We start from the raw sequence: 20,727 nt of genomic DNA on the forward strand, positions 1-20,727 counted from the left end.
TTTCAGTAAACCCTACATAGACAAGAACGGGAAGGAAAAGCGTAAAAGCGAGAAAACGAAAAATGAGATGGTACTGGAAGTTTTACACCGTCTAAACTTTCTGAACAAACTGGTTTTCAGGTACATTCTTTTCGATACGTGGTTCACCGCCAGCGATACGCTGAAGTATATTCATTACAAGCTCAAGAAGGTTTTCGTTTGCCCGCTGAAGAGCAACAGGAATATAGCAATGAGCGAAAAGGACAAAAACGAGGGCAAATTCATTCACGTTTCGGATGCGCCTATTGAAAGCGGTCAAGTGAAGCGGGTGTGGGTCAAGGGAGTTGATTTTCCTGTCACGCTCGCCAAACAAGTCTTTACAAACAGGGACCGGTCGACCGCGGAACAATGGCTGGTTACCAACGGGGAGAACATGGCTTTCGAGGATATCGTAGCGATCTACCAAAAACGGTGGAAAGTCGAGGAGTTCCATAAGTCGCTCAAGCAAAACACGATGTTAGGCAAGTCTCCCACAAAGATGGAGATTACCCAATTGAACCACATCTTCGCTTCCATGATCGCCTACATAAAACTGGAAAAACTGAAGGTTAAGGAGAAGCTGAATCACTTTGCGATAAAATCAAAATTGTATTTGAAGATGATAAAGGCTGCCATGGAAGAACTTGACGCCTTGCGGTCGGCCTGAAATATATTCATTAAGAATCGCTCTCCCAAATGCAGGGAGAGCGAAAGTTCAGTTACATAAAAAACAAAACCAATTCACATGATCCTTTTTTCGTTTTGTTATCTCTCTTCACACCTCCTCTGTTTTTAACCGCAAAGGCTCACGGCATTTCGGTAATCAAGCTATCGAACATTCACCTACCCTCTGTGTGGATTTATAAATGTAAACACCTTCAATAATTTCAAAGTACATCTGGAAAATACGTTCATCGTTTTCTGGCTATTTTTATCGGTTTTTTACGTTCGTTGAAGTCCGGAAATCTGAAAACATGACATAAAATGAATGTTAAAATGAGAGTGTAAAAAGAGTGGACACAAATAGGTGTTTATCCGGATCCCTTCTTTACATTTTGCCTGACACACGCTTCCGCACACATTTTACACGGGCTTTTTGGCCCTTAGGCACACAACTGTTTATCGTTTTTTCACTCATTGAGGCGCGGAACAAAACCTGTTTTATATGCGCCTTGCCAACCACATTAAAATGGTAAACAACATCTACCCCACTCCGTTGCGGACACTGGTTCCGCTAACGATTTTCGTCTTGGCGCTATTGGTTCACCCACTCAGCGCCCAAGTTGAGCACCCCGGTACCGTAGCGTTCTCGTTTAGCCCGACAGCTTCGGATTATATCGGAAACTGGAGCCCGAACAGTAATTCCGCTGACCGATATCTTGTGTCCAAAGTTCCGTTGGCGCCCCGTTTCAGCTTTTCCGCTTCGCAAACCAACTCTTCTCTTCCGCATGCCAAGCAGATGGGATTTTGGAACGGAATGAGTAACAAAGCGCGGAACAGTGGTGATTTCGCCCAAAACAACCCCCATTATTGGCAGTATTTGGATTCTTGGTTTTATTGGAACGGCGGGGATGCAAGAGTCCATATCCCTTCGGCAGCTTATATTGACGCCGGCCACCGCAACGGTACCAAAGTGATGGCAGGTTGCACCTTCGCCGATCCGACATCCCCGAATAACTCCAAGTTTCAGGAGATGATCGCGAAGAATCAGGACGGCACCTACAAGCACGCCCGCAGAATGGTGGAAATGGCCGAATACTACGGCTTCGACGGTTTTGCGTTTAATATCGAAGTGACCTCGTATCCCAGCAACGTGGCCGTGCAGACTCGAGGTTTGTTTCAGGAAATGACAAAAATAGCGAGGCAGGAAAAAGGGATGGCCAATTTCGAACTGCTTTACTATTATGTCCACTATAACTCCGGAGGCCGGAATTTCTGGATCAAACAGGTGGATTCGGGTAACGACAAATGGCTGGAAGAGAATGGAAAGACTACCTTCACGCAGGCGTTTATCAATTATGAGTGGACCGCTTCTACGCTTAACAGTTCCGCCAATTATGTGACGAATAATTTTCCTTCGGGGAAAAATGATCCTTACAAACGCGTATTCGCCGGGCTGAATATGCCCGCCACCGAGCGAGGCGATGCCCGGCATCCGTGGAAAGATTTGAACAATAACCCGACATCCATCGCGATGTGGGGTGGCGCGCGGGGCGCACGAGGCATAACCCCCGCCGAGCTGAAGGCCAGCTATTACGCCAATACGATGAATCTGTGGACCGGACCTCACGGTAACCCCAGCACGCCGGGAACCCCTTCCCAATCTTCTGGAAAAACGAAAAGAATCGCCGGAATGGCGTCGCATGTGACGGCCAAATCGGCAATAGACTCATATCCGCTTGTCACGAATTTCAATGAGGGTTGCGGTAATTTTTTCGCCAAAGAAGGAGAGATAAAAAATCAGGCTCCTTGGGGAGATGTCAGCATTCAGGACAAGGTTCCTACATGGCGATGGTGGTGGAGCCAAGGTGGGCTTGACGCCTCTATCGACTTTTCGGAAGCTTACGAGGGAGGAAGTTGTCTTTTGGTCAAAGGAGATCCGGGAACGGGTGACAATCTGTTACGGCTTTTCAAAACGAAGCTTCCGGTAAGCGCTCAGACGGAACTGGAGGTTACCTACAAAGTGAAAAACGCTTCGGCGGGAAGTCCTTCGAATCTGGAAGCTTCTTTGGCTTTCGAAAATGGCTCCTCACTAAGTTCGTTCACGTCCATTCCCATAGGCGTTACGGATCAGGAAGGTTGGAATACCAAAACGATTGACCTTTCCGCTTACAGCGGGCAGACTATCGCCGTTTTGGGTCTGAATTTCACGTCTTCGGCAGGGAGTTCTGGTTATGAAATCCGTATCGGGGGAATTTCCCTTACCAACGGCCCGGTACCGGTGCCCGATATGGCCATCAATATCAACACGGCCCAACTGCAGGCTGCGGGGAGAACTATTTCGGGCGAAATCACTTGGGATATTCCCGGAAACCCGATGTACAACGAAGACGCCGATGTGGAGTATTTCGAGGTATACCAAATGAGCGACCAACCCGTCGATTCCGTTTTTCTGGGACGCACACTGTCCAGAGGACTGGTTTTTAACGGTATAGAAAGAAGTACCGGCGACGGTGATATGACATTCAAGGTAGTATCGGTTGGCAAAGATCACCGTACTGTCAGTCAATCGGTTTCGCAGGCTGTGGCTTATGAGCCGCTTCCCGGTGTGTCGTTCGATTTTTCCGATAAAATCAATCTGGGTACGGCTCTGGATGCCGATTGCGAAGCGACATATGCGGATAGTTATCAATGGACTTTTGAAGACGGAGTTCCGGCGACAAGCGCACTGAAAAATCCGGGGCCCGTAATGTTCCAGAGCGTGGGCAGAAAAGCGGTGACTTTGACCGTAAGCAATGTCAATGGTTCCAGAACGATTGAGACGGAAGTCATCGTGGCGGACGCGAGCCTAAACTTAGCCCTGAACCAACCGAGTTTCCGGTCTAGCGTGGGAGATTACAAAGGGGCGGAAAGGGGTAATGACGGGTCAGGGTCCAATATGTTCTGCGGACGAAGCAGTCACTTATACCCAAATATTCAGCCTTGGTGGATGGTTGACCTTGGTGCCCAAGTGAAGATCAGCCAGATAAAAGCGTTTAAGCAAACGACACAGGGCGCCACGCCTATTGACGATTACCACATTATCGTTTCCAAGACCCCGTTTGTTTCCGAAAACAGGCAAACGGCCGAGCAAGATGCCGGAATCACTTATAACCACCGAGATCAGGGTCAGATGCAAAGTCCTTCGGTCTATGACCTGTCATCGTCTGAAGTGGTGGGCCGGTATGTTCGCGTTCAGTTCCATGATAACCGTAGCACGTCCAACAGCAATACCGTTAGGCTGATATTCTCGGAACTGGAGATTTACGGCGAATACGTGCCCGAAGGGCCTGTTCCTCTGGATGCGACGGTTACACTTGACGACAACGATTTGACTGTAGGCGAGACGGCGAATGTCACTGTTACCTTTACCGAATCAGTGACAGGTTTTGGAAACGAAGACCTTAGCTTCAGCAACGGGACGCTTTCCAATATGACTGGTAACGGCGTCACTTTCCAAGGCGTATTCACTCCTGCGGAGAATTTGGACGAGCCGTCGAACACCATTACGTTGGACCTTTCCGGAGTGACTGATTCCGAAGGAGAACCCGGTAGCGGTACGGTGAGTTCAGAGCCGTTTTCGATCAAAACGGTTCCCGGCAACGAGCCTGTGGAAATTACCCTAAACCCTGTAGCCGACACTTACGCTTACGGAAAGCACATGAATAACAATTACGGCACGGAACAGGAGACCTTGGTGAAAGAGGGAGGTACGATACCGTATGTCCGCCGAAGCTATTTTAAGTTTGATCTGGGCCAGATACCCCAAGACGCTCAGATTCTTGACGCTACGGTAAGTTTCACAGTTAGCGGAGCCAACAGTGTAGCCTTGTCCACGGATTTTGCGCTGAGCCATGTGACTAACGATAGCTGGACAGAAACAGGACTCACTTGGAGCAATATGCCGTCACGCGGCGCTTTGCTGGAGGACATAACAGGACAAGCCTCGGGAAGTAAAATCAGCGTAAACGTAACGAATCAGGCGGTAGCGGACCTTGCGGACGGATTTCTATCTATGGAAATGCGGTCTAACACCAAAGGCCCGGCGTTCCTATGGTTGCATACGCGCGAGGCCTCCGATCCCGCTTCACGCCCAGAGTTAAAACTTTCCGTTGTCATGTCTGGTAGCGTGGCCCAAAGAAGTGGAGAGTCTCGTGACAGTGATGATGTACCGTATCAGGCTGGGAACGTAAACGTATCACCCAATCCCGTATCAGGATTATTGACTGTTGTCGCACCGGAATCAATATCTTACGTGGATATTTTGTCCCTTTCCGGGCAGATGATAAAAACCGTCAAAGCTTCGGGTACGGAGGTAGCTGTGGATGTTTCAAAGTATCCGAAAGGCGTTTACCTGATTAGGGTGGTTACGGAAGAAGCGGGGATGTCCGTGCGGAGGATCATTAAGGAATAAAAAGAGAATTGATAATTAAATATATGAAAGGGCGCAATATATTGCGCCCTTTTTCCGGCAGTTGCCTTGACATAGCCGTTTCCCTCATCATTTTGTCTTCAGATTCCAAAGTCGCTCATAATCTGAATTTTAAAATCTCCTAATTTTTTAGTCTATTTTAACATTCTTTCCTTGTCTTGGTGTTTGATATGTCATATTTTGACTTTTATAAACCTAAACTTTAGTCATATGAAGAGCATTTTTAAAACTTTATTTTTATTGCTTATAGGGTTTTCATCCTATGGACAGCGGTTTTCTGAAGCCGATAGGCTTCCGGATTATGATCGGGTACGGAAGGGCGTACTCGAAAACGGCATGACGTACTATCTGTACAGCTCAGACGTGGTCAAAAACGCGGCGAGTTTCTACATTATCCAAAACGTGGGGTCGGTTTTGGAAAATGACGACCAACAGGGGCTCGCTCACTTTTTGGAGCATATGGCCTTCAACGGAACCGAACATTTCGAGGGAAAAGGCATTCTGAACACTCTTCAAAAACACGGGGTGGTTTTCGGTAAGGAGATCAACGCCTACACCAGCTTTGACGAGACCGTATACAACATGGACAAAGTGCCGATGAATAAGCCCGGCTTGTTGGACACTTGCCTTTTGGTCTTGCACGATTGGTCAAATTACCTGCTACTCACCGACGAGGAAATCGATGCCGAGCGCGGCGTAATCCGCGAAGAGTGGCGGACGCGCCAAAGCGGCGGCATGCGGGTGTGGGAGAAGCTGTTGCCCAACTCGCACAATGATTCGAAGTACGCTGTCCGTTTGCCAATCGGAAAGATGGATGTGGTGAACAACTTCAAGTACAAGGCCCTGCGCGATTTTTATCATGACTGGTACCGCACCGATTTGCAGGCCATAGCCGTGGTGGGCGATATCGACATTGATGCTGTGGAGAAAAAAATCAAGGAGAAGTTTTCGAAAATCCCTGCGGTGAAAAATCCCCGGAAACGCTTTTTGGTGGATATTCCGGGCAACGAAGGCCTGCGCTACAAAATGGCGATGGACAAGGAAGTGGCCACTTCCAGAATCTCTTTCCAGATCCGCCACCCGAGGCCGGCAAAAGACGAGACTTACGGAGATTTCCGCACAGGAATTTTGGAAGGAATGGCAACGTCCATGATTTCTGCCCGGATGCGGGAAATCAGCCAAAAGCCAGACTCTCCATTTTTGTACGCCGGCGTATGGTACGGCAAAATGACCCGGACAAGCAACGCCTTGAGTCTGAGCGTTTCGCCGAAGCCGGGCAAACAGCACGAGGCTTTCGAAATGGCGGTAAAAGAGCTGAACCGCGCCGTGAAGTTCGGTTATACCCAAAGCGAATTGGAACGCTCCAAAGCCAATTATATCAGCTCTTATGAGACAATGCTCAAGAAGCTGGACGATATTTCGCACAGGCAGGTGATCGGTTGGATCAAGCGCAATTACCTTGACAACGAGGTGATTTCCGATCCGGCAAAAGAATATGAGGCGCTGAAGCAGGTATTTGAGACTTTGAAACCTGAAGACCTTCACGCCACAATCAAGCGCCTTTACATAAAGGATAACCGCAGCCTTAGCGTTACGGGCGTAGACGGACGCAAGAACTTGGACGAAGCCACGGCCCGTAAGATGTTGGCCAAAGCCGAATCCGGCGAGGGTTTGGTAGCCTATACCGAAAATATGGCGGGCAAAACGCTGATGGACGGTTTGGAAGTGAAGCCGGGCACGGTGGTTTCTGTGGAGAAAAACGACAAGATCGGCTCCACCACTTTCAAGCTTAGCAATGGCGTGAAAGTCCATCACAAATTCGTGGACAAGCAAAAGAACTCGGTTAAGCTTAGCGCCGTCAGCTTTGGCGGTACCTCGCTGCTTCCGGTTAGCGATTTGCCGTCTGCGTCCATGACCATAAATACGGCGAATTTTTCCGGCTTGGGAGAATACAACGCTACCGACCTGAAGAAAGTCTTGGCCGGCAAGCGAGCTTCGGCCGGTGTTTCCTTGGGTGGTCTGAACGAGAGCGCTTGGGGATCGGCGGTAACCAAAGATGTTGAGACTATGCTTCAGCTTCTGCACTTGCGTTTTGTGAAGCCCCGCTTCGCTAAAGAAGGTTACGAAGTGCTGAAAAGCAATCTTTCGAACTACCTTACCCGCAAAGCCGGCGATGTGAATATGCAGAAAGGCGATAGTCTGACCGTTGCGCTTTACGGCCCGAACCACCCTAGGCGCAGGATTTTTGACGAAGGCTATATCAAGGACATCTCTTTCGACCGTATGAAAGAAATCTACAGCGAGCGTTTCGCGGACGCTTCGGATTTTGAATTCTTTATCATAGGAGATGTGAAAGAGGAAGCGCTCAAACCGCTTTTGGCTAAATACGTCGCCAGCCTCCCTACCAAAGGGACGGAGGAAATGTGGAAAGACAACAGTTCCGAATGGCTTAGCGACCGTATAGAGCGGGATATTTATCTGAAAATGGAGAACCCGAAAGCCACGGTGCGTACGCAGTTCAAAAACAAGGTGAAGTACAATCTCCAAAACCGCACGATGATGCGCGCCTTGGGCGATATCCTTCGTTTGCGATACACCGAGGCCATTCGCGAGAAGGAAGGCGGTACTTATGGTGCCCGTGTTAGCGCTTCACTCGGCCAGCGCCCGAAGCAGATAGCTTACCTTTCGGTGTCGTTTGACTGTGATCCTGAGAAAGTTGATCGCCTGAAGGAAATCGTTGTGGAGGAAATCGAGAAGATCAAAAACGGCGAAATCAAGCAGGAAGACATCGACAAAACCACGGCCAATTACCTGAAAGAGAGAAAAGACGCCAAGAACAATAATTCATACGAAATGAGCGTTTTGAAAAACTACTTCAGGGAAGGCTATGATATGAACGATCCGAAAAACTTCGAGGATATCGTAGCGTCGGTAACGGCGAAGAACCTGCAGAAGTTCACCAAAAAATTGTTGAAAGGCGCGGACAGCTACGAGATAGTTTTCCGCCCGAAGGCTAAGGAAGTACAGTAAACACTCTCATATAGATTTAATTCGGGGAGGCCGGTCCGTTACGGGATTGGCCTCCCTTTTTTTGGTAATACGACAAGCTCGGTCAAGATGAAATTTTTTAGGTTCCCTAAATTCGAGCATCACGTATCTTTCTGTTTACAAGCCTCGGGTAGTTAGCCGTATCCGGGTTTAAATTCCTTATCTCTTTTAAAATTTACCGTTTTGTGCTTTATTGTGCCATCGCACTTGTCGTTTTGTATAAGGTTTTTGGTCTTTTTGCGGGCTAAATGTTTTTTTGATTCTATGAAAAGTATCTCTTCCATTGATCTGAGAGCGGAATATGAATCGGTGTATTCCGATTACTACGAGAGGTTGTGCGCCTACGCTTTTCGCCGTCTGAAAGATGAGGAAGAGGCCAAGGAAATCGTGCTCGATCTGTTCGCCGATCTTTGGGAGGATTTGGGCTTGCTGACCCGTTGCGAGAATATCAAAGCGTATCTTTTTCGGGCGGTGCATCACAGGTCGTTGAACAGAATAGAGCGACTGGGGGTCAGAAAACGCTACCGCGACTGGTTTTCGGTTACGGCCGATCGCTCACGGCGCTACGTGGACGACCAAGTGCAATACGCCGAGCTGGAAAGGGAAATGACTACGGCTCTGGACGCTTTGCCGGATAAATGCAGACAGGTTTTTGAGTTGGGCAAACTCTCCGGGCTCAAATACAGGGAGATCGCCGATATTATGGGGATTTCCCCGAAAACGGTTGAAAACCAGATGACCAAGGCGCTGAAATCCGTAAGGGGATCTTTGCGCGGAGCGGGTATAGAACTCACGGGATTGGTCTTGTGGCTGGCTGTGGAAGCGCTACGTTATACGGAAGGAATATTCGTTTCTTGAATTTTTTCCTTCAATTTCATTTGGTTGATTTTCAGTGTGTTATTTTTTATTCAAAGGCTTGAAACCCAGTTTTTCAGAGTAGTGTCGTATTTTTTTGTCTTTGTACGTAGGGGTAAAATTTCGTTAACCTGTCAAAGGGTTAAAGAGCAGAGGAATACTGAATATGATGGATCGGGAAATAGTGAATTTTTTGAATGGGGAACTTTCCGCGGAGGAAGCTGAAAGATTTAGGTTGTGGTTGGAAGCATCGGAGAAAAACCGTGCGCTCTTTGAATCGTATCGTTTGGCCGACAAGTCTTCCGAAAGGTTGGCGCACCTCTGGACCCAACGTTTTGACAAAGCCGAAGGACGCCGAATATTGAGTGAAAAAATCGATAATAGAAAAGTAAAAAACGTTAGCCGTAAAAAAATCGGAAAGTCCTCTTTTGGAACGATTCGTTTGGCCGTGGCGGCGGGCTTGACTTTGCTGTTTGTGGCGGGTGTCCTGCTTATTGGGGGCGAAGATATGAGAATATCGCTTACCTACCCGTCGATCAGTTCGTTGGCCGACCGGCAAAAGATTGGTTTCTTGAGCTTAGTAACGGCGGACGGACATGTTTACGCCTTGGACAGCCTCCACGATGGTTTATCGAAAAAAGGTTTCCGACTTACTGTCCAAGGAAAAGAATGGATTTACAAACCCGAACGCAAAATTCGCGATAGCGTAAAGTTACAGCGTTTGGTGTCTCCGCCGGGTGTACGTAGCCGAATAGTGCTGGGCGACGGCACGTCGGTGGCGCTGAACGGCGGAACGGATTTTTGGTTTCCCGAAGGTTTTGACCGTGAAAAACGGGTTGTATATGTACGTGGAGAAGCTCTTTTCAAAGTGGCGCATGATGAGGATCGGCCGTTCGAAGTACGTACGGTACGCTCGAACGTAAGGGTTTTGGGAACCGAGTTTAACGTTTCTTCCTACGATTCCGATTCCGTAACCTCCACCACTTTAGTGGAAGGAAGCGTGGCCATTTTCAGGCCCGGGCAGATGTTTTTGCCGGACAAGGCACTCAGAATATCGCCGGGAACCATGGCGACGGTGCAAAAAGGAAAAATCGTACTCACCTACCCTGACCTTGACCGTATAACGGCTTGGACAAAAGAGGCTTTGGTGTTCCGCCACACGGATTTTCGAGAGATGATACCGAAAATAGAACGCTGGTACGGGATAAAAATCGTAAACGAGGCCCGCAGTCTGGACCGGAAAAGATTTACGGGAACTTTCAGGAAAGAAACGGTGGTGGAGATGTTGGAGACAATCCGCAAAACCGTGGATTTCCGCTATACATACGACAAGCGAAAACGGCTATTGATTTTGAAGGAAGCAAGCCCGAAATGATTCAGCCCTTTTCGGGACTTGCCTTTTTGTGTTTCAATAAACTAAACTTATGGAAAAATTATTACCGAATCAACGGAAGGTTCCCGCGGGGGCCTTTGGTGGACTCTTATTGCCTATTTTTTTTCTGATGACCCTGTTTGTGTCGGTTTCCACGGCGCAGGCGGAAGACAAAAGAATCACTTTTGAGGCCAAGGGAGTATTGTTAAGCGAAATCCTGGATTTTGTCAGAGAGAATACGGATTACGAGGTTTTCTACCGGGAAGACCAAGTGAACGAGTACCGCAGAATTTCCGTCAGCGTTCGGAACAAGGACGTGAACGTGCTGTTGCGGAAAGCCCTCAGGGGAAGCGGTCTCACCTACGAAATTACGGGAAACCAGATTGTGGTATTGCCGAAAAAGCCCACACCCGCTCCGGAACCGGCGCAAGCCCAAGGCTTCCTGCTTAGTGGCCGGGTGATCGACGCGGCCAACGGCGAAGGCCTGCCGGGAGCCACGGTTCAGGTTTTGGGAAAAACCGGCGGTATGATTACAGACGTGGAAGGTAACTTTTCCATGAAAGTGAATCTGGGTAACAAGCTTCAGGTTTCGTTTATCGGTTACCAAACCCAAACGGTTACCGTCACCAGCAAAAACAAGCTTTTAGTAAGCATGGACGAGCAGACCGACGAACTGGAAACCGTAACCGTCGTGGCTTTCGCCGAACAGGAAAAGAAAAGCGTTGTGGCCTCGGTCACCACTATTAAGCCCGAAGAGCTCCGGGTGCCGTCCAGTAACCTAACCACGGCGCTGACGGGCCAAGTGCCGGGCGTTTTGGCCTTCCAGCGTACGGGCGAACCCGGCGAGGACAATGCCCAGTTCTTTGTCCGTGGCGTCACCACTTTCGGCGAAAGCTCGAACCCGCTGATCCTTATCGACGGAATTGAGCTCGGCACGGAAGATTTGGCTGGCCTCCACCCCGACGATATCGCAAGTTTTTCCATTATGAAAGACGCCGCCGCCACGGCTCTTTACGGCGCTCGCGGTGCCAACGGCGTTATTTTGGTCAATACCAAGCAAGGTGTGGAAGGCAAGATAAAAGTGTCGATGCGTTTCGATAATATCATTTCGATGCCGACCAAAGACATCGACTTGGCCGATCCGATTACGTATATGAAACTCCACAACGAGGCGGTGAAAACCCGTGATCCTCTTGGAGAGTTGCCTTATACCCAAGACAAAATCGTGAATACGGAGCGGGGAATGAACCAGTATGTCTATCCGCAAAACGATTGGTACAACGACCTTTTCAAACGTTACGCTTTTAACCAAAGGGCCAACCTCAACATCCGAGGCGGTGGAAAGATCGCTCAGTATTACGTTTCGGGTTCTTTCTCGAAAGACAATGGCGTACTGAAAGTCGATAACCGGAATAACTTCAACAACAATATCGACCTGAAGAAATATTCCCTCCGTTCCAATATCGATATCAAGCTGACGCAGACCACCAAGGCGAAGATAATGCTCAGCTCGCGTATCGAGGATTACGTCGGTCCGCTCGATGGCGGTTCGGACCTTTACCGCAAGGTGATGCGCAGTAATCCGGTCCTTTTCCCGGCGGTTTACGCTCCAGACGAGGCTAATGAGTTTACGCCCTACCCGCTGTTCGGCAACTTCGAGGACGGATCTTATATCAACCCTTACGCCGAGATGGTGAAAGGTTACAAGGAAAAATCGTCCTCCACTATCGCCACGCAGTTTCAGCTGGATCAGGATCTCGGATTTATTACCGAAGGACTGAGGGCAAACGCTTTGGTTAACCTTACCCGCAAAAGCTATTTCGACGTAAGCCGTTTTTACAAGCCGTTCTACCACACTGTCGATTCTTACGACCGTGATCAGGACAAGTATACTTTGCACACCATCAACCCTGACGGAGCCAACGGCGGAACGGACTTCTTGGATTATCAGGAAGGGGACAAAAAGGTTCAGAGCACGATTTATTTCCAAGGAATTCTGAATTACAAAAAAGATCTTGGCGGCGACCATACCTTGGCTTCACAGCTGATTTATATTATGCGGAGCCATTCTTTCGCCAATGCCGGTACTTTGCAGACTTCCCTGCCTTCCAGAAATATGGGACTCTCCGGACGTTTCAATTATTATTTTAAAGACAGGTATTTCACCGAATTCAACTTCGGATACAACGGCTCCGAACGTTTCCACGAAAGCGAGCGTTTCGGGTTCTTCCCTAGCGCCGGTTTGGGTTGGATGGTTTCCGAAGAACCTTTCTTCGAATCGTTGTCGAACACCGTTTCCAAACTGAAAATCGGCCTTACTTACGGCCTTACGGGCAACGACAACATCGGTAGCTCTTCCGACCGCTTCTTCTACCTCTCCGAAGTCAAGCTCAACAACGGGGCCCGTTCGGCCCGCTTCGGTACCAACTTCGACGAGGTGAAGGAAGGATCCAGTATCTTGCGTTACGCCGACCCTTCCATTACTTGGGAAACTGCCTACAAAACGAACTTTTCGGTGGAGTTGGACATGTGGAACAGCTGGGAAACCAGACTCGATGTTTTCCATGAAAAAAGGACCAACATCCTTATCGACCGTACCAATATTTCGGCGGCAGCCGGTTTTCAGGCTCCTATCCGGGCCAATGTCGGCGAAGCGCAGTCCCAAGGTTTTGAGATTTCTTCACGCTACGCCCGCAGTTTGGGCAAAGACCTGTTCTTGGCTTTTAAGGGAAGTTTGACTTACGCCACCAGCGAGATTCTGAAATACGACGAACCCGACTACAGCGACACGCCGTGGAGATCAAGGGAAGGCCGTCCGATAAACCAGACTTGGGGCTACGTAGCCGAAAGACTTTTTGTGGACGACGAGGAAATCAGAAATTCGCCCGAGCAAACCTTCGGTCCATACTCGGCAGGCGATATCAAGTACAAGGACATTGACGGCGACGGCAAAATCACCACCGCCGACAAAGTGCCGATAGGAACCCCGACCGCACCGGAAATCACTTACGACTTCGGAGCCTCGCTTTCCTACAAAAACTGGGACGTGAACTTCTTTTTCAAGGGCTACGGCAATACGGCTTTCTGGATAAACCCGGGCGCCATGGCGCCCTTCGTAGACAACGACGGCAAAGGCGGCGTGACTTCCAACAACGCCTTGATGCAAGTGATAGCCGACAACCATTGGAGCGAAGAAAACAGAAATCTTTATGCGCTTTGGCCACGCTTGGCCGCCGACTTGGGCGACTGGGGCAACAACACCCAGACCAGCACCTGGTACATGCGCGAAGGCGATATGCTTAGGCTCAAAAGCTTGGAGCTGGGCTATACTTTCGACAAGAACCTGACTTCGCGCTGGGGAATCGACAAGTTCCGGATCTACTTCACCGGCAACAATCTTTTGGCCTTCAGTAAATTCAAGCTGTGGGATCCCGAAATGGCCGGAAACGGATTGGCCTACCCTATTCAGCGCAGTTTCAACCTTGGCGTACACGTGACGCTCTAAATTCCCGATTATGATTAGACGAGTTTTTTCATATATGTTTTTGCTGGTGCTTTTTGCTTCCTGCAAAGATTACCTGGACGTAGTGCCTGATAACTTGGCTACTATCGACAAAGCTTTCACCAACAGGGCCAGTTCGGAGAGGTACCTTTATACGTGCTACTCATTCCTTCCGGCTGAACACGACCAGTCGGCGAATATGGCCTTTTTGGCCGGCGACGAGAACTGGCTGATTCCTAGGGCTTTTAACCTCGGGGCCCATTACGGAAGCACTTATTACTGGGATATCGCCCGTGGTTTCCAGAATGTCAGTGACCCGATAGGCGGAACCAGCTGGGTGGCGACTTTTAATCCGAATGATAAAAACCATACGCCTACCAGCCTGTTCGTGGCTATCCGCGACTGTAATATCTTTTTGGAAAATATTGACCAGCCCAAGGATCTGCCGGATTATGAAAGGAAACGTTGGGTCGCCGAGGTGAAATTCCTGAAAGCCTATTACCATTATTTGCTACTGCGGATGTACGGTCCTATTCCGGTAATCCGTGAGAATATTTCGCCGAGTGCGGAGGCCGTTAACTTGGAAAGGCGTCCGGTAAGCGAAGTTGTAGACTATATTGTCGAGTTATTAGACGAAGCTCTGGAAGACGAAGACGCTCTCCCAACCGTGATCACACAAGCGGCGACCGAAGCGGGCCGGGTAACCCGTCTTGTGGCCATGGCCGTAAAAGCAAAAGCCTTGGTGCTAGGCGCAAGCCCGATTTTCGACCAAAACGGAATCATGTCGGACTTGGCGAACCACGACGGAACCAAGCTGATCGATATGGACCCGGCTACGGCTTGGCCGAAAGCCAAAGACGCTTTGGAGCAAGCGGTCCAAGCTTGTGAGGAAAATGGAGTAAGCCTGTATATCGAAGAATCCACCACAAAGATGTCGGACAGTACGCGGGTGAAGCTGAATATACGCGGCGCCGTGACCGAACGCTGGAATCAGGAATTGGTTTGGGGCTTGGGCCCGGTTGACCGGCTTCAGCGGGTATGCGTCCCGAAATTCGCCTCCAGCCAAGCCGACAATCTCGGAGCCGCATCTTTATTGGCGCCCACAATGCGTATGGCTGAGCTGTTCTATAGCAAAAACGGAGTGCCTATAGACGAGGATAAAAGCTACGATTTCGCCAATCGCTTCGAACTGCAAAGGGCGACGGAAGACCACAGGTATTATATCTTGGAAGGACACGAGACCGTCAAACTTCACTTCGACCGTGAGCCCCGTTTCTACGCTGATATGTTTTTCGACGGCGGCACTTACTTTGGCTCAGGCCGCGAAGACGACACCAAACCTTTGTGGAGCACCCGTATGTTGGCAGGCCAGGTTTCGGGCAAAAAAGCGTCTCAACAGCATAGCGTGACAGGCTATTTGGTCAAGAAGCTGATTCATCCCAAAACAGTGGTAAGAAACGGCAATACGGGCGTGGCTACGGAGCGTTATCCGTTCCCCGTTATCCGCTTGGCCGATTTGTACTTGCTGTACGCCGAAGCTCTGAACGAATCTGGAGCCAGCAAAGACCAAGTGTTGGAATACGTGGACAAAGTGCGCGTCAGGGCGGGGCTGAAAGGTGTTTCCGAGTCTTGGATGACGCATTCTTCCAATCCCGAAAAACCGGATAGCCAAGACGGCCGTCGCGCGATCATCAAACGTGAGCGTCTTATAGAACTTGCTTTCGAAGGACACCGATTCTGGGACTTGCGCCGTTGGCTCGACGCCGAATCCGAGTTTCAGAAGCCTATCCAAGGCTGGAACGTCGATGGCGAAACACCGGCGGAATATTATCGGGTACAGACCGTTTATCCGCTCAGTTTTGAACGGAAAGACTACCTTTTCCCGATCAGGCAGGATGAAATCGTCAAGAACAACGCCTTGGTGCAGAACCCGGGTTGGTGATTTTAGGCATTACAAAGTTAGAAGATCATGAAAAAATATATCAGCGTACTCTTTCTTGCACTTGCGGTCGCTTTGGCCTCTGGATGTTCGGAAGAAGATCATTTTATCAGGGAAGGCTCCGACGGTTCGGCCCCGGCGTCGGTTTCGGAATTGCAGGTTGAAAGTCTGCCCGGCGGAGCTAAAATATCATACAAAGTTCCGGCGGACAAAGACTTGTTGTTTGTAAAAGCCAAGTACAGGGTAAACAGCCAAACGGAGCGCGAGACCAAAACTTCGGCGTTCACCAACTTTATCGTAGTTGACGGATTCGGCGATATGGAGGAAAAAACGATCTCCATTACCACCGTAGACCGCGGAGGTGTGGAATCGTCGCCCGTTGAGGTGAAAGTTACGCCTATGGAACCGCCCGTAACATCCGTTTTCAAGACTTTGGAATTGCGTGAGGATTTCGCCGGCGTGAATATGACTTGGCAGAATGAGCACTTGGCCAATCTCGCGTTTATAATTTTGGCGAAAAACGATGACGGAGTATTGGAAGAGCGGGAAGCCGTTTATTCCAGTGTCGAAGAGGGCGACTTTACGTTGCGCGGTTTGGATACCCTGAAAAACGTCTTCGGTGCCTACGTGAGGGATCGCTGGGAAAACCGTTCCGATACGATATTGGCGGAGCTTAAACCTCTTTTTGAGGAAGAAATAGACAGAACCAAATGGAGCCAACTTTCAGGTGCGGGTGAAGTCGATTTGGCGAATTGGGGCGGTTCGTTCCGCGCGATGGTCGATTACCGCACGGGAATATCGAATTACGGACATACAAAAGGCAATGAATCTCTGCCTCTGTACTTCAGTTGGGATATGAAGGCCAAAGCTAAACTGAGCAGAATCAAGATTTGGCAACGCCCCGGAGGCTACCAGTTCCAGCACCAAAACCCAAGAGTCTACGAGATTTGGGGAAGCAACGACCCGTCCACGGATGGTTCCTTCAGCGGTTGGACCAAGCTGATTACCTGCGAGTCTATCAAACCTTCGGGTTTGCCCTACGGAAAAGTGTCGCAAGAAGATAACGCTTTGGTGAATCGCGGAGAGGAATTCAAATTTCCGGCAGCGGCCTCGGCCTATCGCTATTTGCGGTTTGTGATGCTGGCCAACTGGACCCCGGGTGGCAAAGACCTCCATATCTCCGAAATGGGATGCTGGGGCCGTGTGGAAGAAAGTTTCTAGGATTTTCAAGCGATAAGAAATGAAAAAGATAAAAATATACGCGTGTGCGGTCACTGCGGTTCTGACTACGCTTGGAGCCTGCAAAGACGTTAACGAACTACACGAAGACTACCTCAAGGACGGCGAGGAAATATACATCGGGAAGCCTCTGGAAATTCGTTCCGTACCCGGAAAAGACCGCCTAAAATTGGTCTGGCTAAACAGTGCCGACCCGAAAATCAAGAAAGCCCAGATTCTTTGGGGTGATAAGTCCAAGGAAGTGGAAGTGGCGAAAGTCGGCAATGGCGAGGAAACGATGGAAGTGACTATCGATGGCTTGGAGGAAAAAGCCTACGTATTCAAGGTAATCCAGAAAGATAACACTGGAAACGAGTCCGTGCCCGCCGAGGTAACGGGAAGGGTTTACGGTCAAAAGTATATCGACGGATTGAACAACAGCTACGTTGAGCTGGTCGGAACGGATTCGGCGGTGTTGCTGAACTGGAGCCATGCCAAAACGTCCATTCTTTCCGAGGTAACTTATATGACGGCGGACGGTACGGAGAAAACCCGTACGGTGCCGTCGGAGGAAGAGCAGACGGTGCTTAAAGACGCCAAGTTCGGTACGGATATGAGCCTGACAACCATGTATAGGCCCGAAGAGGAATCGATTGATGATTTCTACGCCGACTCCGAAGCGTTGGCATTGCCGAAGGATTTTGGGCTAAACAGGAATAAATTCGGAGTAAGCCCTCTAGCAACGGACGAACCGGGCGGAAAATGGGGCGGACACATTACGAATCTCTGGAATGGAAACAAAGGTGGCGACTTCTTCTATCCTGTAGGCGGAGCGATTCCATTTCATTTTACAATCGACTTGGGAGGCGTAACGGAGTTGACCCGTGCGAATATCATCCCCAGAAAGCACGGATCTTACCATAACGACAATACCAGAGTATTACAGATTTGGGGAATTGCTGAGTTGGGAGGGGCTGAAACCACTCTTCCGTCTACGGATGAAGGTTGGGAAGCCGAGTCGGCTGAGAAAGGCTGGGTTTTGTTAAAGACTGTGGAAATGGGCCCTGAAGAGACAGACGGAGCCAATGTGGCCGCAAGACACAAGGACAAAGCCGTAGAATTTGATGATGATTTGCCTGCGGTGCGCTATATCCGCATCAGGCCGATGGAGTCTTGGGGAAAAGTTAGCAACGGTACCCTATCCGAAATCGAGTTGTTCGCCGATAAGGTGACGTATCCCGAGCCTGTGATTATTAAATAAAACTGCCTTCGGGCAAAACTCATGCTGAAAACCCGGAGTAGGCAACTGTGTTTTTTCCGTGAGTAACCAATGGTGGCGCCCTTTGAGCGCCACCTTTTTGTTGTTATGCCAAAGCCTGATAAACGGCTTTTAGATCTGTTCAGTCTGTCAGATTTCCCTAAACTCTGGTCCTCTAAAGGTTCTGATTGGGTTTCCCCGCTCCAAATTCAGATGCGTTTCCCATTGTTCCGAAGCCGAATCCAGCGCGTCGGCCAGTTCCCGTTCCCGGAACTTGGCTTCCAGACGTTCCAAGGCCAAAGCTTTGTTCTGCTTTTGCGAGCGTGAATCCTGCGCCAATACACTGATTCCCGTAGCCAAATCCGTAGCACGCACGGCGGTTGACGTTTTGTTTACGTGCTGTCCGCCGGGCCCGGAGGCCCTTACGGCTTGGAACTCGATCCTTCTAGAGCTGATTTTGCCGGTGTTTCGTTCGATAAAACGAACGCCTACAAACCAGTTTTTACGCTTGTGGAATTTCCGGTAAGGACTTTTCGTGATCCAAAGCACCGATCCTTCCCAGCTCTTGCGGAAGTTCTCCATTTCCTTTCCCGATATTTCAATCAGTGCGGAACTGAGCGTATTGGTTTCCGGACCGGCGTTACGTTCTGCCACTTTGGCCTCAAGGCCCGACTTTTTCGCCTCTTTCAAAAAGGCTTTGGTAAGTTTGGCTACGGCCAAACAACACTCGGCGGGGCCACGGCCCGAGGTAATCTGTACCAAATAACTATTTCCCCTCATCCATTCTCACGATTTTGGGTTCGAAAATACCGAAGATGTCAACCAAGTCCTGTTGGGCGTCCATTACGTCCGCGATGGGTTTGTAGGCCAAAGGGGCCTCGTCCGTACCGCCTCCAATCAGGCTTACGCCTTGTTTGCGCAGGCTTTTGCGGAGTTCGTGCATGGTAGTGGCCTCAGAAGCCGCTTTTCTGGACAGGAGTCTTCCCGCTCCGTGCGAGGCCGAGAACAGGCTTTTGCGGTTTCCTCTGCCCTCCACCAAGTAGGCGGGAGCGGTCATTGATCCCGGGATTATGCCCAATTCGCCTTTCGCCGCGGGTGTAGCCCCCTTGCGGTGTACGATCATTTCCTTACCGTCCACCTTCGTCTTCCAAGCGAAGTTGTGGTGGTTTTCCACCGTAGCCAAGGGCTTCATGCCTATAGCTTTGGCCATCCGCATATGGATTTGGTCGTGGCAAGCCTTGGCGTAGTCGCCGGCCAGATTCATCGCTTTCCAGTATTCCCTGCCGGGATCCGTATCCATTGCCAGCCAAGCCAGATAGCGGGCCTCGGCCGGAAGCCGGCATTCCCTTAGGGCCAAGTCGGTGTAATACTTGGCGATAGACGCTCCCATACCTCGCGACCCGGAGTGCGACAACAAGCCCAAGTACTTGCCGGCCGGCAGGTTCAACGGATTTCCGTCGTGCAGTTGTAGCGCTCCTATATCCACAAAGTGGTTGCCCGAGCCCGAAGTGCCGAGCTGTTTGTAAGCTTTGTCCTTCAGGTGTCTAAGCAAAGGCGTATCCGTAAAGGCGGGATCATGCATCACTTCATGGTCCATAGGCTTTGGACAACGCTGTCCCATACCGAAGAAAGTGCTGTCGAGCAAGGCCTTCTTCAGCGGGCTACGGTGCCTTTCCAAGTAAGAATCCGGCGCTTCGAATACGCTTAGGGCCATCCTACAGCCTATGTCCACCCCCACTCCGTACGGAATCACGGCGTTTTCGGTGGCGAGTACGCCGCCGATAGGCAAGCCGTAACCGGCGTGGGCGTCGGGCATCAGGGCGCTGGCCCGTGCTACGGGAAGCCTTGAAGCCACATTGATTTGATGGAAAGCTGTCTTGTCTATCAGCTTTCTGCCGAAGACTTCGCAATCTTCTGGCGCCTCATCCAACAGCCCGTTTAGGGGCTTCAGTTTGTGGCGCATCATCAGTTTCTGAGCTATGGGCGCCAAGGTTTCGTGTTCCAAGTACTCTTTCGGTGCCTCAAGCAAGGCGCTGAGGATATCGATTTTCTCTTGTTTCGAATGATATTTGAAGTGCTTGGCCATGATATTCAGCGCCAAGCTGGTGGCTTCTTCCAGTTCGAAGCCGATTTTTTTGAGGTCTTTCCCCTTGATTTTGTTCTTTCCCATTAGGGAGAAAAATTCATGTATATAGTGGTTCGGGACCGTGTACGGGCATACGGCAAGGCGCATAACCGTGCGAACGGCCCTCGATACGGTCGTTTACGCTTCGTCCGGCGGTGCGGACGGAGGTATTCCCCGAAGGGCAATAAGGATACATGATTGGTGTTCGGACTCCAATCCCGTGTGTTTGTTGGGAAAATCGGCGGAATCCGGTCTTGCGGC

10 protein-coding genes and 1 pseudogene are annotated in these 20,727 nt (G+C 50.0%); 9 read left to right on the top strand and 2 right to left on the bottom strand.

What is annotated here, in order from left to right:
- Window positions 1-13: 13 nt before the first annotated feature.
- The 9 genes and pseudogenes from AABK39_RS00195 to AABK39_RS00235 all read left to right on the top strand — a co-directional run.
- A pseudogene (locus tag AABK39_RS00195) lies at window positions 14-685 on the top strand (transposase); the annotation flags it as partial.
- 498 nt (window positions 686-1,183) lie between these two features.
- Complete coding sequence (locus AABK39_RS00200) at window positions 1,184-5,131, top strand: endo-beta-N-acetylglucosaminidase (protein WP_338392924.1); 3,948 nt, start codon at window positions 1,184-1,186, stop codon at window positions 5,129-5,131.
- Between the two features lie 228 nt (window positions 5,132-5,359).
- Window positions 5,360-8,179, top strand: coding sequence for a M16 family metallopeptidase (locus AABK39_RS00205; RefSeq protein ID WP_338392925.1), 2,820 nt, complete (start codon window positions 5,360-5,362; stop codon window positions 8,177-8,179).
- Between the two features lie 282 nt (window positions 8,180-8,461).
- On the top strand, window positions 8,462-9,055 hold the full coding sequence (locus tag AABK39_RS00210) for an RNA polymerase sigma-70 factor (protein WP_338392926.1): 594 nt from the start codon (window positions 8,462-8,464) through the stop codon (window positions 9,053-9,055).
- 163 nt (window positions 9,056-9,218) lie between these two features.
- Window positions 9,219-10,427: a FecR domain-containing protein gene (locus tag AABK39_RS00215; RefSeq protein ID WP_338392927.1), complete on the top strand. Its 1,209-nt coding sequence runs from the start codon at window positions 9,219-9,221 to the stop codon at window positions 10,425-10,427.
- A 49-nt stretch (window positions 10,428-10,476) separates the two neighbouring features.
- Window positions 10,477-13,929: a TonB-dependent receptor gene (locus tag AABK39_RS00220; protein WP_338392928.1), complete on the top strand. Its 3,453-nt coding sequence runs from the start codon at window positions 10,477-10,479 to the stop codon at window positions 13,927-13,929.
- A gap of 10 nt (window positions 13,930-13,939) precedes the next feature.
- Window positions 13,940-15,868, top strand: a complete 1,929-nt coding sequence (locus AABK39_RS00225; protein ID WP_338392929.1) for a RagB/SusD family nutrient uptake outer membrane protein — start codon at window positions 13,940-13,942, stop codon at window positions 15,866-15,868.
- Between the two features lie 27 nt (window positions 15,869-15,895).
- Window positions 15,896-17,086 (top strand): DUF5000 domain-containing lipoprotein, encoded by a 1,191-nt coding sequence (locus AABK39_RS00230; RefSeq protein ID WP_338392930.1) that lies wholly within the window; start codon window positions 15,896-15,898, stop codon window positions 17,084-17,086.
- A 19-nt stretch (window positions 17,087-17,105) separates the two neighbouring features.
- Complete coding sequence (locus AABK39_RS00235) at window positions 17,106-18,344, top strand: DUF4998 domain-containing protein (protein WP_338392931.1); 1,239 nt, start codon at window positions 17,106-17,108, stop codon at window positions 18,342-18,344.
- A 147-nt stretch (window positions 18,345-18,491) separates the two neighbouring features.
- On the opposite strand, the gene prfH is transcribed toward AABK39_RS00235, so the two are convergent.
- Together prfH and AABK39_RS00245 are read right to left on the bottom strand one after the other, a co-directional pair.
- A complete protein-coding gene (gene prfH / locus AABK39_RS00240) occupies window positions 18,492-19,121 on the bottom strand; it encodes a peptide chain release factor H (RefSeq protein WP_338392932.1) in 630 nt (209 codons plus the stop codon).
- A complete protein-coding gene (locus AABK39_RS00245; protein WP_338392933.1) occupies window positions 19,108-20,511 on the bottom strand; it encodes an RtcB family protein in 1,404 nt (467 codons plus the stop codon). Before AABK39_RS00245 ends, prfH begins: the two co-directional genes overlap by 14 nt.
- Window positions 20,512-20,727: the final 216 nt, after the last annotated feature.

Origin of the sequence: Fulvitalea axinellae (assembly GCF_036492835.1) — a bacterium.
Classification (GTDB): Bacteria; Bacteroidota; Bacteroidia; order Cytophagales; family Cyclobacteriaceae; genus Fulvitalea; species Fulvitalea axinellae.